Below are 13,846 nucleotides of genomic sequence, written 5' to 3' on the forward strand. Positions count from 1 at the left end.
ATATATATGGGTAGGCTGTACAAAGCTATTCTATCAAGCTTCCTGACGATTCTGTCTTGAGAAATATATACAAATCAAGGTTTTATTACAATTTGATAACATTTTAGTTACGGTTTGTTTCGAAGTGTTTCCCCCTGATGTTAAGCACATCAAAAGCTAATTGATAAAAACAAATCCTAGCATTGTATCATTAAAAAGCCGCTCTTCTGTAGTAGCCACGCCATACTCTCTTTTTTATCATTTATAGATAAAACTACTAAATCATAGGCCAGTTTATAGATTCTAACCCCTTGCTTAGGGATTCTTATAGATTAGATTATTAGCTAGCCAGCTCCAGTTTTTCTAAGATCACTACTTCTCTTAGGCTTACTTGATTTACAAATGACCTAACTAGCTAACTCCGAAATCACTATATTTTATCGAACCCTATCTAGGAGATAGAGAGTTACAAAAAACTCCAACCATGGTTTACGAACCTTGTCTTTGCTGGTTTCTCTGTATTTTTTAGGTCTTATTTATGATGCTCTTTCAATAGTTCTTCAAACTCAGCCACAGTCATGCCTAATTGCTGGCTAGCAACCTCAGAAGTCAGAAGCCCTTGGCGGACTAGATTTACTAAACCTACTTTTAATCCCTGTTCTAATCCCTGTTCAAGCCCCTCTGCACGACCTCTCTCCAACCCTTTTTCTTCAGCTTGTTCCAAGGCATAGTCCTGTGCTAATAAGGCTTGTTCTTCTCGCATACGTAGTTGACTAAACATCTCCCTGTCCTCCTCGGACCAGCTCTTGTAATCTAGCAGTTGGTCTGCTTGGCTGATGGCTCGCTCAGGTTCTTGGGTAAAGGGTTTATTCCCGAAAAACTCCAACCATGGCTTGCGAACCTCGTCTTTGCTGGTTTCTCTGTATTTTTTTAGTTCCAAGAATGCCATCTTAACCAGATGGTTTTCCTGTCCATTGTTTGTAATTGTTAAAACCTCACCTGTCCTATCCTCTCGCATGCTAAAACTATGAAAAGCCAAGTCATCTGAGAAGTAGTTACTATCCACAATTGCGATAGCGTATACTGGTGAGATGTGTTTATAACTCTGATGAGTATCACCTTCTCGTTGACGAATTTTTTCAAGATTTTGATTGACCTGACTGCAAAGGTAAGCCCATAAACGATTGATGAAAAAATTCTGATGATGAACCTGAATTTCGATGATAACTTGCGTACCATTATCCAACTCCGCCAAAACATCTATACTGGTATAGAAATCTTGCGCCGAATAGGGCATGGAAGGCAAGACATGAATATTACTTCCCTCCAAATTGGTCACATTTTTTGCTGGTAAATCCAGCATATCGCGAATAAATTGACAAGTGATTTCCGGATTGCTAAAAATCTTCTTAGCAACCAAATCATTGGTCGGGCTAATGCCCGGATGACGTACAGTCATATTGCTTCTCCTTTTATTATAGCACATTTTTTAATCTAGATTTGATTATTCTATTTATTTATTCGAAAAAGAGAGGAAAATACAGTCAAGATATGGTCACAAATTTAAAATTTTATAGTGAAATGAAATAAGAACAGGGCAAATCTATCAGGACAGTCAAATCTATTTCTAACAATGTTTTAAAAGTAGAGGTGTACTATTCTAGTTTCAATCTACTATACCATTATTTTCTCCGATTTCTTGATAGTTTATAAAAAAGCAGGCCATTAAAGCCTGCTTTACTATTGATTCTTATATACATTTCCTGTGAACAAGGAAAGGCATTTCTGATAACTTATTCTTCATCCATACTCAAGACGCTGAGGAAGGCTTCTTGTGGAACTTCTACTGATCCGATAGCTTTCATACGTTTCTTACCAGCTTTTTGTTTTTCAAGGAGTTTGCGTTTACGAGAAACGTCACCACCATAACATTTAGCAAGTACGTTTTTACGAAGGGCCTTAATATCAGTACGAGCCACAATCTTGTGTCCAATAGCTGCTTGAATTGGCACCTCAAATTGTTGGCGAGGGATAATTTTCTTGAGCTTATCAACAATGAGTTTCCCACGTTCGTAGGCAAAGTCCTTGTGAACGATAAAGCTGAGAGCATCCACCTTGTCTCCGTTAAGAAGGATATCCATTTTCACTAGCTTAGATGGGCGATATTCTGACAATTCGTAGTCAAAACTTGCATAACCACGAGTCGAAGACTTAAGCTTATCAAAGAAGTCAAAGACAATTTCAGCCAGTGGAATTTGATAGATAACATTGACACGGTTATCATCAATATAGTCCATAGTCACAAAGTCACCACGCTTGCGCTGAGCTAGCTCCATCACTGCTCCGACGAACTCCTGTGGTACCATGATTTGCGCCTTAACATATGGCTCCTCAATGGTCGCAATTTTAGTTGGATCTGGGAATTCAGACGGGTTTGACACATCCATAGACTCTCCGTCGGTCAGATTGACTTTATAGATAACAGACGGAGCTGTCATGATAAGGTCAATATTGAACTCACGCTCTAAACGTTCTTGGATAACATCCATATGGAGAAGTCCAAGAAATCCACAACGGAAACCAAATCCAAGTGCCTGAGATGTTTCTGGTTCAAACTGAAGACTAGCATCATTCAGTTGCAATTTTTCAAGCGCTTCACGCAGGTCATTGTACTTGTTTGACTCGATAGGATAGAGACCCGCAAAGACCATAGGATTCATCTGTTTGTAACCATGTAATGGCTCTGCCGCAGGATTGGTTGCCAAGGTAACGGTATCCCCCACACGAGTATCCTGAACTGTCTTGATAGAAGCCGCAATATAACCAACGTCACCAGTCGCAAGGAAATCACGACCAACTGCCTTGGGTGTAAAAATACCGACTTCGGTCACATCAAAGGTCTTGCCATTGCTCATAAGCTGAATCTTATCGCCAGGTTTAACCACTCCATCCATGACACGCACTTGGAGGATAACCCCACGGTAGGCATCGTAAACTGAGTCAAAAATCAAGGCCTTGAGTGGTGCCGTCACATCACCTGTTGGCGCTGGTACTTTTTCTACGATTTGCTCAAGAATTTCTTCAATCCCAATACCAGCCTTGGCAGAAGCCAAAACTGCTTCACTGGCATCCAAACCAATGACATCTTCAATCTCTGTACGCACGCGCTCCGGATCTGCAGCCGGCAGGTCAATCTTGTTAATGACAGGCATGATTTCCAAATCATTGTCCAAGGCCAGATAAACGTTGGCAAGAGTTTGAGCCTCAATCCCTTGGGCAGCATCAACCACCAAAATCGCCCCCTCACAGGCAGCGAGCGAACGTGAAACTTCATAGGTAAAGTCTACGTGTCCTGGTGTGTCAATCAAGTGAAAAATATAAGTTTCCCCATCTTTTGCAGTGTAATTGAGCTCTATGGCATTCAACTTAATGGTAATCCCACGTTCCCGCTCTAAATCCATACTATCCAAAAGTTGAGCTTGCATTTCACGACTGGAGACTGTCTCAGTTTTTTCCAAAATGCGGTCTGCTAGAGTTGATTTTCCGTGGTCAATATGGGCGATAATAGAGAAGTTACGGATCTTCTCCTGTCGTTTTTTCAATTCTTCTAAGTTCATGATTCTCTTCCTTTCAGGGTATCTATTTATTATAAATTGTTTTTGACATTTTGACAAGACCATCCCCTGCTAGGAGTACTAATCTTCAGCGACAAAGCCGTCATTCTCAATAAAGTGGTGTTCTGTCATCCCTTGATTTGTAAAGACAATCCCGTGAAGGACACCACCATAGACAGCTCCTCCATCCATCCCAATCTTGCCATCTTCTGTAGTCCAAAGCTCAGCAGTACCTCGCTCTTGCTTTAACAAACCATAGACCGGTGTATGACCAAAGACAATGATTTTTCCAGTATGATTTTCTGCTTCGTGGAATGGTTTTCTAAGCCATACTTTCTTGTAATCTGTAGTTTCATGCCAGTCGTCCAAGGTCAAATCAATACCTGCGTGAACGAAGATATACTTGTCTGTCTCTACCACAAATGGCATTTGACGAATAAATTTGACCAAGTCTGCCGCTTCAGTAGCAACACGCTTGGCATCCTCCACTCCGTCAACTGGTGCATCCAAGGGACGACCTAGGATAGAGTTAATAGTTGTATCACCACCATTACGACGATAGTGGTCATAGCTTTCTTCTGGATCATCTAGCCAAGTCAAAAACATATACTCATGATTTCCTGATAAACAGATAGCCCCTTGATTGTCCACTAAATCCTTGACCATTTCAAGGACACGGCAACTATCTTCACCACGGTCAATTAAATCCCCTAGAAAGAGCAACTGGGTCTGACCATCCCAGGTTTTGAGAAGGTCTTCCAGCATCCCAGCTTTTCCGTGAACATCTCCAATTACATAATAGTCAGTCATCTTATTTCTCTCTGTTTCTCAACAATTCTCTGGCTTGCGTCAGGGCTGCTTCGGTCACATCATCACCTGCCAACATCTTAGCAACTTCCTCCACTCGCTCTTCGACCGTCAAGAGACGAACAGTCGAAACCGTTGAATGGTCATTACTAATCTTCTCAATAAAGAATTGATAATCCGCAATCGCAATCACTTGTGGCAAATGAGAAATCGCCAGAACCTGACCATGCTGACCAATTTTATGAATCTTCTGCGCAATAGCCTGAGCTACACGACCTGAAACTCCCGTATCCACTTCATCAAAGACAATACTGGTCTTACCTTCTTTATGTGAAAAGGCAGACTTAATGGCTAACATGAGACGAGATAATTCCCCTCCAGAAGCAACCTTAACCAAGGGTTTAAAGTCTTCACCAGGGTTGGTTGAAATATAAAACTCAACCATTTCATTTCCCTCACGGCTGAATTTACCCTTGCTAAAACGAACCTGAAACTGGGCTTTTTCCATATAAAGGTCTTGCAGTTCTTGTTTAATCTCTGCTTCGAGCTGCTGAGCCAAGTCATGACGAGCAGAGGCAAGTTGACCAGCCAAATCAACAAGATTGACTTCCAATTTCTTAAGCTCTGCTTCCATGTCCTCAGATGAAAGGTTATTGCCTGTCAAGAGATTATATTCTTCCCTAATCTTGGCAAAATAAAGCAAGACATCGTCTACAGTCCCACCGTACTTACGGGTAATAGTATGAAGGAGATCCAAACGATTCTCAACCTGCATGAGACGATTGCCGTCAAAATCAAGGTCCTCAATAATAGCTTCCAAACGTTTGCTAATGTCTTCTAAGACATAGTAGGTCTCAGACAGTGAGCTTGAAATTTCACGGTATTCAGGGTCATACTCTTCGACACTTTCCATGTCATTCATGGCTGAACGAACATTGGCCAGACTTGAAAAGTCTTCATTGTCCAACATACTGTAGGCATTGGTCAGTGTATCCGCAATATTTTTATGATTGAGAAGTTTATCACGCTCTTGATTGAGAGACAAGTCTTCTCCAGCCTGCAAGTTTGCTGCCTCAATCTCTGCCATTTGAAATTCCAACATTTCGATACGTTCCTTGTGTTCCTGTTGGTTTTTCTTGACTTCCAGAACCTGCTTGCGCATTTTTCGATAGGCATCAAAACTTGTTTGATAGGTTTCTTTTAAGTCCCAAAAGGCTGTATCACCAAATTCATCCAGCATCTGGATATGCAGTTGGGGACGCATTAACTCTTCTTGATCATGCTGACCATGAATGTCCACCAGATGTTGCCCAATAGCACGCAAAACAGACAGATTAACCATCTGGCCATTGACACGACTAATACTCCGACCATTTTGCAAGATTTCCCGACGGATGATAATTTCATCACCCAATTCCAAACCTTGCTCATCAAAAATTTCCTGTAAAAGACGACTATTCTCAACTGAGAAAAGCCCCTCAATCTCTGCCTTTGGTGCACCATGACGAATAACATCTGTCGTCGCACGAGCTCCCAACATCATATTCATGGCATCAATGATAATCGACTTCCCTGCGCCTGTTTCACCAGTCAGGACTGTCATCCCCTTTTCAAAATGGAGGGAAATAGCCTCAATAATGGCAAAGTTTTTTATCGAAATTTCAAGTAACATATAGACCTACCATTTTTTTACTTGTTCAAAGATTTCCTCAGCTAGACTTTCACTTCTGGCCATGACTAAAATCGAACTATCATCAGCCAAACAGCTGAAAATCTTATCCGCAAAAGTCTCAATTAACTGAGCTTTTACAAAAGCCGTATTTCCTGGAATAACTTGGAGATTGATCATCTTGTCCATCAATTGAGCCGATTCGATATTATATTCAGCTAGTTGCAAACTTTTTACGATTGATTTTGGCAATTCATAGACATAGGTGTTATCTCTCAAAGGAATTTTGACAATGCCTAGCTCTTTGATATCACGTGATACTGTCGCCTGAGTGGCAGTGATGCCTGCCTCTTTCAAATGTTCTACAATTTCTTCTTGTGTACCGATTTGATAATCTGTCACAAATCGTCTAATTTTTTCAAGTCTCTCTTTTTTATTCATTTTTAAATTGACTATGCGCCCTTTCTACTATTTCTTCAATCTCAGCAAGAATCTGATTGCTTGCTGACTCTTCTTTTTTCAAATACGCTAAAAACTCGATATTTCCATGTCCACCTTGGATGGGAGAAAAATCCAATCCAAGGACTGAAAAGCCTTCCTCTACTGCCATAGCTGTGACAGATTCAAGGACATGTTGATGAACCTTAGCATCTCGAATAATTCCATTTTTCCCGATCTGCTCTCGACCTGCCTCAAACTGAGGCTTAACTAAAGCCACAACCTGACCTTGATCAGATAACACACAGTACAAGGCTGGCAAAATCAGACTGAGGGAAATGAAACTCACATCAATACTGGCAAAGCTCGGCTCCTGCTCGAAATCGGTCTTTTCAGCATAGCGGAAATTAAACTGCTCCATGCTGACAACTCGTGGGTCTTGGCGTAGTTTCCAAGACAATTGATTGGTACCAACATCAACTGCAAAGACAAGTTCAGCACCATTTTGCAACATGACATCGGTAAAACCTCCAGTAGAGGCACCGATATCAATCGTTGTAGCTCCTTCCACTGACAAATCAAAGACCTGCAAGGCCTTTTCCAGTTTCAAGCCACCACGGCTGACATACTTGAGTTTCTCCCCCTTGAGTTTTAGCTCGGTGTCATCTGGGATTTTTTCTCCTGGTTTGTCAAACCGTTCTCCATTAAGGACTGCTAGGACTAGACCAGCCATGACACCGCGCTTGGCTTGTTCTCGCGTTTCAAACAAGCCCTGTTTATAAGCTAGTACATCCACTCTTTCCTTAGCCATTGATTCTCAAACTTTCTACTACACTTACAATCGATTCTGTTTCAAAGGGAACCTGCTGGGCAATTTCTTCTAATTTGGCATTAGCTTGATCCAGGGTTTGGTTACAAAAGGCAATGGACTCTTCCAAGCCCAACAAGGCAGGATAGGTTGATTTTTCAGCCTGCAGGTCCTTTTGAGGTGTCTTGCCGATCTCCTCAAAACTGGCAGTCACATCCAGTACATCATCTCTGACCTGAAAAGCAAGTCCAATCAATTCACCCACAGTTTTCAGCTTTGCCTGCATTTCAGGTGACAATTCTGCTAGGATAGCAGCTGCTTGGAAGGGATAGGCTAGCAGTTTTCCAGTCTTATTAGCATGAATAGTCTGGAGTTCTTCCAAAGACAAATGCTGGTGTTCGCCTTCCATATCCAAAACCTGGCCTGCTACCATACCCAGACTTCCTGAAGCAAGCGATAAGTTGGCAATCAAGTCTACCTTAATCTGACTTGGCAAATCTGCCTGCGCTATCAAGGCGTAAGGATCTAGGAACAAAGCGTCTCCTGCCAAAATGGCCATAGCTTCACCGAATTTTTTATGATTGGTCAAACGCCCTCGACGGTAATCATCATCATCCATAGCAGGAAGGTCATCGTGAATCAAACTCCCTGTATGAATCATTTCCAAGGCCGCGGCCACCTGCGCGTGAGCAGGTTTGATCGCAACCTGCAAGGCTTCCAGAACTTCTAACAGAAGAAAAGGTCGAATACGCTTGCCACCAGCATGAATGGAATAGAGAACAGACTCTCGCAAACTAGAGGCAAACTGCTGGCCTCCATAAAAATCTTCCAAGGCTGACTCGACAAGAGCTAATTTTTCTTGCTTCTTCATTCAAAATCACTTTCTGTTCCGTCTTCTTGCATAACCTTGACCAAGGTCTTTTCAGCCTTGTCTAACGTCGCTTGGAGCTCTTTTGACAAGACCATGCCCTTTTGAAAGGCCGCAATCGCATCTTCTAAAGCTATTTCACCATTTTCCAAACTTTGGACAATGGTCTCCAGTTCTGCTAGATTTTCCTCAAATTTCTTTTGTTTTGACATCTTTAACCTCTAATTCTACTTGACCATCTCGCATCAAAAGCGTTACTTGGTCTTTTTTCTTCAAACTCTCAACCGAATCTACAACGGACTCTTCTTTTTTGACAATAGCATAACCACGCGCCAGGATTCGACTGGTATCCAACATGAGCAGGGATTCTGAAAGTCTCTTGACTTCAGCAACCCTGGCATCATAAACCAGCGCCATTTGGCTACGGAGGAGCTTGTCCAACTGGCCTAGACGGTCTTGATAGCGTTGGATTTTGGTAACAGGTGATAATTGAACCAGTTGATGCGTCCTTGCTTGGACTAATTGCTTGTTATCAGAAATCCGTGTTCGCAAACTTTGTTTCAAACGCAATTGCAGTTGATCCAAGCGTTGCATATAGCCATCATACAAACGTTCTGGTTGTCTAAAGATAACAGACTGACTGCATTTTTTCAAAGCTTCTTGTTTCTTAGATAGGACATTTCGGACTGCCGTTGCCATCCGTTTTTCCTGATTTTGCAAATGAGCTAATAGATCCAACTTGGTCACAGGTGTTGCTAGTTCAGCAGCAGCTGTTGGTGTCGCAGCCCGTCGATCTGCCACAAAATCTGCCAAGGTCACATCCGTCTCATGCCCCACACTAGAAATAACTGGCAAACGAGATTCAAAAATAGTTCGTACCACAATTTCTTCGTTAAAGGCCCAGAGATCCTCTATGGAACCACCACCACGACCAATAATGAGTAAATCCAAATCGTCCCCTTGATTAGCACGCGCAATATTTCTAGCAATTTCCTCGGCAGAGCCTTCACCTTGCACCTTAGTCGGATAAAGTAGGATATCGACACCTGGAAAGCGCCTGCTGACGGTCGTGATAATATCTCGAATAACGGCTCCACTGCGACTGGTTACCACACCAATTCTCTTAGAAAATTGGGGCAGAGCTTGCTTGAAGCGTTCTTGAAACAGGCCTTCTTCTGTCAATTTTTTCTTGAGTTGTTCAAACTGAATCGCAAGCGCCCCAACCCCATCAGGCTCAGCCTTTTCAATGATGATGGAGTAGCTACCACTTGGTTCATAGACCTGCACACGCCCAATCACATTGATTTTCATTCCTTCTTCTAGGTCGAAACCTAATTTCTGATAAACCCCAGACCAGATGGTCGCTTGAATAACTGCATGGTCATCTTTTAGGGAGAAATATTGGTGAGTAGGTCGTTTACGAAAGTTGGAAACTTGACCAGTTAAATAGACCCGTTCCAAGTATGGGTCTTTATCGAATTTCATTTTCAGATACTTGGTCAAAGTTGTTACCGATAAATACTTTTCCATCTCCACCTACTATTCATTTTCTTGCTCTTTCATGGGTATTATTATACCAAAAATATGCCTAAAAATCTCCATTTATGTACCATTATGAGGGAAAAATAGAAAAAGGAGGCAAGGCCTCCAATTCTGTTTATTTGCTATTTCGAGCTTCTTCCAAAATCTTAGCAATCTTGGTCGTCAACAGGTCGATAGCTACTGTATTGCTGACTCCCTCAGGAATGACGATATCAGCATAACGCTTAGTCGGCTCGATAAACTGATGGTACATGGGTTTAACCACACCTAGATACTGGTCAATAACGCTATCAAGGCTACGGCCACGTTCTTCCATATCGCGCTTGATACGACGAATAATACGCACATCGTCATCCGTATCCACAAAAATCTTGATATCCATCAAATCGCGCAAACGCTTGTCTTCCAAGACCAAAATCCCCTCAACGATAAAGACATCTTGAGGCTCTTGACGATAGGTCTTGCTGCTCCGTGTATGTTCAGTATAGTCATAAGTCGGAATGTCCACCGGACGCCCTGCCAACAATTCCTTCATCTGCTCAATCATCAAGTCTGTATCAAAGGCAAATGGATGGTCATAGTTGGTTTTGATACGCTCTTCAAAGGTCAAATGAGACTGATCCTTGTAGTATGAATCATGCTCAATCATGGAAATCTTTTCATCAAGAAAATGCGATAAAATGGCTCTTGAAACACTGGTTTTACCACCACCAGAACCACCTGTCACTCCAATAATGATTGGTCTATTTTGCATGCTATCCTCCGTTATTTTATCCGTCGTCTATTCTATCACATTTTTTACAAAATTTATAGTCTCATCAGCAAAAAACACCAGAGTCTTCCCTCTGATGTTCGATAGTTTTAACGAAAGCCCTGTAGGGTTTGAGCAAGCATTTGCAAGAAAGCCAATCTCCCTCTTTCCTGGCTAGGAGCTTTGGCAATCCATAAACCAAAATCAATGACAGACTTAGGTGCCTGGTAATGATGCGTCATGAGGTAAAGCGACAACCCTTGACTCAAATTGGCCATGACCGATTGGTATTTTTCATTTCTGTCTAAATTTTGTATAGCAAGACGAAACGGGTGACTCAACTCACTATTTTCATTTATTTCTTTTTGTTGAAGAAGTTGCTCCACCCTTTCTCGAAACTCATTTTGCATCATGGAATTATCACACCAAATCCTGGTCTAGGTGCCCATGGACCATAATTAATCCAGCCATTGACTATTACACTTCCCGTGTACCCCCAAAACTCTCCAGGATTGATACTGCATTTTGCTCGACCTTTAACGTCTACACAATATACTCCTGGGCCTGAGTTCCCACCAGAACCTGTAATGGACTCTAAATATTTATCTGAAAGAATTTTAAGTTGCTTCATTTCACACCTCTAAATTTCTATATAGATTATTTAAGTATCTACAACTCGCAACAATTGGAATATTATAATTCCCAACCCCATTCTACTATTAGTATGGGGTTTTATCAAGCAATTGTTATCTATCACCCGATTTTTATTCCTAAAGGATCTAGCTAAAAACCTTCCTTGGCTTATAGAGATTGCCTCGTTTTTCTAGAATGGCTAACAATTTATCATCTTCAAAGGCAGCCAGTTCTTTGTCCGTTTGGTCTAGCTCAATAAAACGACCAAAGCGAACTTCTGTAGCTTCTTCTGGACTTAGGAAAACTTTGACAAGGTCACCTGTCCCAATCTCTAAAGGATGGAGAAAATCTAATTGCCCAGCCTCTACTCTTTCAGCAATTTCTTCCAAGCTAAGAGCGTCTTCTAATTGTAAGCCAGCAGCACTTGTTCGTGTCAGGTAAGACATATGAGCCGCATAACCCAGCTTCACTCCCAAGTCAACAGACAAGGTACGGATGTAAGTCCCCTTACTGCATTTCACACGAAAAGTAAAACGTGCTAGATTTCCCTCATAAGAAATCGGACTTGTCCGCTCAAATTGATAAATGGTCACCTGACGCTCTGGACGCTCCACTTCCTGACCAGCACGTGCATACTCATAGAGCTTGCGACCATTGACCTTGACAGCCGAATACATAGGTGGAATCTGACTAATAGGCCCAGTCAAACTAGCGATTGCTTTATCAACAAGCTTTTCATCCAAGTGCGATAAAACAGGTGTCTCTGCGACCACTTCCCCACTAGCATCCTCTGTCGTCGTTGAATAGCCAAGAGTTATTTCCCCCTCATAGACCTTACCCTCGTCCTGCATAAACTCGACCATGCGTGTCGCCTTGCCAACCGCAATGGGCAAAACTCCCACTACATCCGGATCCAAGGTCCCACCATGACCAATCTTCTTGGTTCCCAAAATCTTACGCAGTTTAAAAACCGCATCATGCGAGGTCATGCCCGCTTCTTTTTTTAAGTTGATAATACCGTTCATTTTTGCTTTCTCACTCTCCCTTCAGTGCTTCAAACTTCGCTTTCATGGTTGGATTTTTTCGGGTCAATTTTTTAACAGAGACATCTTCCAATTTGTTGTTAGCTAGACGGAGTTGGTTTTCGGATGTGGTTAGGAACTTCTTAACCTCTTCCATGCGTTTGATGGCCTTGTCGATTTCATCGATAGCTTTACCAAAGTTGGTCGAAGCTGAATTATAGTTCTTAGCAAAGGCTAGTTTAAAGGCATCCAAATCTTCCTCAAAATGTGTAATGTCAATATTTTGTTCGCGAACCAAGGCCAACTCCTGCTTATATTTTAGAGAATTAAGCGCCGCATTACGCAAGAGCCCAATCAACTGAATAAAGAATTGAGGACGGACCACATACATCTTTTCATACTCGTGACTGACGTCAACAATCCCTGTATTAAAGTAATCATTATCGGCCTCAAGCATGGTTACCAAAACCGCATATTCACAGTTCTTCTCCCGACGGTCCTTGTCCAATTCCTTGTAAAAATCTGCATTCTTGTGCTTCTTCTCTGTCCCGTCAGCTTCATTTTTCATCTCAAACATAATGGATATAATCTCTACTCCATTTTCATCACACTCCCGGAAGATAAAGTCACCCTTAGACCCACGCGCAGAGACCTTGTTATCCTTCTCAAAGTAAGCATTTGGGAAGGCAAAACTACGTACCTTGTTAAACTCACTTTCCGCATAGTGTTCTAGGCTTTCCCCAATCGCTTTTGTGGATTGTTGAGCTTTGAAATTCTTATAAAACTCGACTTGTTCACTGGCTGCCTTGAGCTGGGCTTCGTAGTTTTGCTTAACAGAAGCCAAAGATAATTCATTTTCCTTTTCCTGCAAAAGCAGTTGGTTTTTAACCTGATCCCGTTCTTTTTCTAGGTCAGAAAGGGTCTTCTGTAGTTGATTTTCATGTTCCAAACGCAAGGTGGCCAATTGGTTTTCCAAGGCCTGTACTTCCTTATCCTTAGCCAATAATGCCTGATTGCTTGTCTGTTCAACCTCTTTCTTGGCCAATTCTTTTTCTGTATCAAAGTGTTGGATTTGACTCTGTAATTGAGCAATTTCTTGGTCTTTTTGAGCTAGTTTAGACTGTTGTTCATTCATGGCCTTTTGCTCAGCCAAGGCCAGTTCCTGCTTCATCCGGTCGTGCAATTCCTTATCAAACTCTACCGTTCTCACTTGAGACAAAAGTTCGGCATACTGACTTTCATTTACTGTAAAGACTTCCCCACAGTTGGGGCATTTGATTTCGTTCATAACGTTCCTCTTTCTAGGCTTCTGTAACCATTATATCATGCCTGAGGAAAAATCAAAAACAGCGAGTCGAAACCCACTGTTTATCTTCTTTTACTTTAAATTTTTTCCAAGGCCAAGCGCAAGTCTTCAATCAAATCATCTACATTTTCAAGTCCGATAGACAAACGAATTTGGTTTGGTGTGACTCCTGCTGCTTCTAGGTCTTTTTCTGACAATTGACCGTGAGTAGTTGTTGCTGGATGAACAACAAGCGATTTAGCATCTGCTACGTTTGCAAGGTCAGAGAAGATTTCTAAATGATCAATGACCTTGCGTGCTTCTGCCTCCCCACCTTTGACATGGAAGGTAAAGATTGAGCCGAAACCTTTTGGCAAGTATAGTAGATTGAAACTAGAATAGTACACATATACTTCTAAAACATTGTTAG

General features: G+C 41.8%; 15 protein-coding genes. All 15 read right to left on the reverse strand.

Going from position 1 to position 13,846, the window contains the following annotated elements:
* Positions 1 to 511: 511 nt before the first annotated feature.
* Entirely contained in the window at positions 512 to 1,438 is a 927-nt protein-coding gene (locus HT701_RS06555) for an Rpn family recombination-promoting nuclease/putative transposase (RefSeq protein WP_172931333.1), read from the reverse strand.
* A 334-nt stretch (positions 1,439 to 1,772) separates the two neighbouring features.
* Positions 1,773 to 3,596 (reverse strand): translation elongation factor 4, encoded by a 1,824-nt coding sequence (gene lepA, locus HT701_RS06560; protein WP_001047207.1) that lies wholly within the window; start codon positions 3,594 to 3,596, stop codon positions 1,773 to 1,775.
* A gap of 78 nt (positions 3,597 to 3,674) precedes the next feature.
* On the reverse strand, positions 3,675 to 4,403 hold the full coding sequence (locus HT701_RS06565) for a metallophosphoesterase family protein (RefSeq protein ID WP_172931334.1): 729 nt from the start codon (positions 4,401 to 4,403) through the stop codon (positions 3,675 to 3,677).
* Position 4,404: 1 nt separating this feature from the next.
* Complete coding sequence (gene recN, locus HT701_RS06570; protein ID WP_172931335.1) at positions 4,405 to 6,072, reverse strand: DNA repair protein RecN; 1,668 nt, start codon at positions 6,070 to 6,072, stop codon at positions 4,405 to 4,407.
* Positions 6,073 to 6,078: 6 nt separating this feature from the next.
* Positions 6,079 to 6,510, reverse strand: coding sequence for an arginine repressor (locus tag HT701_RS06575; protein ID WP_001034403.1), 432 nt, complete (start codon positions 6,508 to 6,510; stop codon positions 6,079 to 6,081).
* On the reverse strand, positions 6,503 to 7,318 hold the full coding sequence (locus tag HT701_RS06580; RefSeq protein ID WP_172924327.1) for a TlyA family RNA methyltransferase: 816 nt from the start codon (positions 7,316 to 7,318) through the stop codon (positions 6,503 to 6,505). The genes HT701_RS06575 and HT701_RS06580 overlap by 8 nt, the downstream gene beginning before the upstream one ends.
* Entirely contained in the window at positions 7,311 to 8,186 is an 876-nt protein-coding gene (locus HT701_RS06585; protein ID WP_023933776.1) for a polyprenyl synthetase family protein, read from the reverse strand. The genes HT701_RS06580 and HT701_RS06585 overlap by 8 nt, the downstream gene beginning before the upstream one ends.
* Positions 8,183 to 8,395, reverse strand: a complete 213-nt coding sequence (locus HT701_RS06590; protein ID WP_000043226.1) for an exodeoxyribonuclease VII small subunit — start codon at positions 8,393 to 8,395, stop codon at positions 8,183 to 8,185. Before HT701_RS06590 ends, HT701_RS06585 begins: the two co-directional genes overlap by 4 nt.
* Entirely contained in the window at positions 8,373 to 9,713 is a 1,341-nt protein-coding gene (gene xseA, locus HT701_RS06595; RefSeq protein WP_172931336.1) for an exodeoxyribonuclease VII large subunit, read from the reverse strand. Before xseA ends, HT701_RS06590 begins: the two co-directional genes overlap by 23 nt.
* A gap of 127 nt (positions 9,714 to 9,840) precedes the next feature.
* Positions 9,841 to 10,479 (reverse strand): uridine kinase, encoded by a 639-nt coding sequence (gene udk / locus HT701_RS06600; protein ID WP_001181364.1) that lies wholly within the window; start codon positions 10,477 to 10,479, stop codon positions 9,841 to 9,843.
* Between the two features lie 107 nt (positions 10,480 to 10,586).
* Entirely contained in the window at positions 10,587 to 10,889 is a 303-nt protein-coding gene (locus HT701_RS06605) for a bacteriocin immunity protein (protein ID WP_119919389.1), read from the reverse strand.
* Positions 10,886 to 11,107 (reverse strand): bacteriocin, encoded by a 222-nt coding sequence (locus HT701_RS06610; RefSeq protein ID WP_100104457.1) that lies wholly within the window; start codon positions 11,105 to 11,107, stop codon positions 10,886 to 10,888. The genes HT701_RS06605 and HT701_RS06610 overlap by 4 nt, the downstream gene beginning before the upstream one ends.
* A 148-nt stretch (positions 11,108 to 11,255) precedes the next feature.
* Positions 11,256 to 12,134 (reverse strand): tRNA pseudouridine(55) synthase TruB, encoded by an 879-nt coding sequence (gene truB / locus HT701_RS06615; RefSeq protein ID WP_172931337.1) that lies wholly within the window; start codon positions 12,132 to 12,134, stop codon positions 11,256 to 11,258.
* Positions 12,135 to 12,144: 10 nt separating this feature from the next.
* The gene (locus HT701_RS06620; RefSeq protein WP_172931338.1) at positions 12,145 to 13,419 is read right to left on the reverse strand and encodes a DUF2130 domain-containing protein; all 1,275 of its coding nucleotides are present in this window, start codon (positions 13,417 to 13,419) and stop codon (positions 12,145 to 12,147) included.
* A 95-nt stretch (positions 13,420 to 13,514) separates the two neighbouring features.
* Positions 13,515 to 13,846, reverse strand: a 332-nt coding sequence (locus HT701_RS06625; protein WP_240152365.1) for a PLP-dependent transferase, incomplete at its 5' end; no start/stop codon positions are given.

The organism is Streptococcus sp. 10824 (genome assembly GCF_013276595.1).
GTDB classification, from domain to species: Bacteria; Bacillota; Bacilli; order Lactobacillales; family Streptococcaceae; genus Streptococcus; species Streptococcus pseudopneumoniae.

Coding starts and splice junctions, on each gene's coding strand:
- HT701_RS06555 (WP_172931333.1), bottom strand. CDS start 1,438: ATGACTGTACGTCATCCGGGCATTAGCCCGACCAATGATTTGGTTGCT.
- HT701_RS06585 (WP_023933776.1), bottom strand. CDS start 8,186: ATGAAGAAGCAAGAAAAATTAGCTCTTGTCGAGTCAGCCTTGGAAGAT.
- udk (WP_001181364.1), bottom strand. CDS start 10,479: ATGCAAAATAGACCAATCATTATTGGAGTGACAGGTGGTTCTGGTGGT.
- xseA (WP_172931336.1), bottom strand. CDS start 9,713: ATGGAAAAGTATTTATCGGTAACAACTTTGACCAAGTATCTGAAAATG.
- recN (WP_172931335.1), bottom strand. CDS start 6,072: ATGTTACTTGAAATTTCGATAAAAAACTTTGCCATTATTGAGGCTATT.
- lepA (WP_001047207.1), bottom strand. CDS start 3,596: ATGAACTTAGAAGAATTGAAAAAACGACAGGAGAAGATCCGTAACTTC.
- HT701_RS06610 (WP_100104457.1), bottom strand. CDS start 11,107: ATGAAGCAACTTAAAATTCTTTCAGATAAATATTTAGAGTCCATTACA.
- HT701_RS06620 (WP_172931338.1), bottom strand. CDS start 13,419: ATGAACGAAATCAAATGCCCCAACTGTGGGGAAGTCTTTACAGTAAAT.
- HT701_RS06565 (WP_172931334.1), bottom strand. CDS start 4,403: ATGACTGACTATTATGTAATTGGAGATGTTCACGGAAAAGCTGGGATG.
- HT701_RS06580 (WP_172924327.1), bottom strand. CDS start 7,318: ATGGCTAAGGAAAGAGTGGATGTACTAGCTTATAAACAGGGCTTGTTT.
- HT701_RS06575 (WP_001034403.1), bottom strand. CDS start 6,510: ATGAATAAAAAAGAGAGACTTGAAAAAATTAGACGATTTGTGACAGAT.
- HT701_RS06590 (WP_000043226.1), bottom strand. CDS start 8,395: ATGTCAAAACAAAAGAAATTTGAGGAAAATCTAGCAGAACTGGAGACC.
- HT701_RS06605 (WP_119919389.1), bottom strand. CDS start 10,889: ATGATGCAAAATGAGTTTCGAGAAAGGGTGGAGCAACTTCTTCAACAA.
- truB (WP_172931337.1), bottom strand. CDS start 12,134: ATGAACGGTATTATCAACTTAAAAAAAGAAGCGGGCATGACCTCGCAT.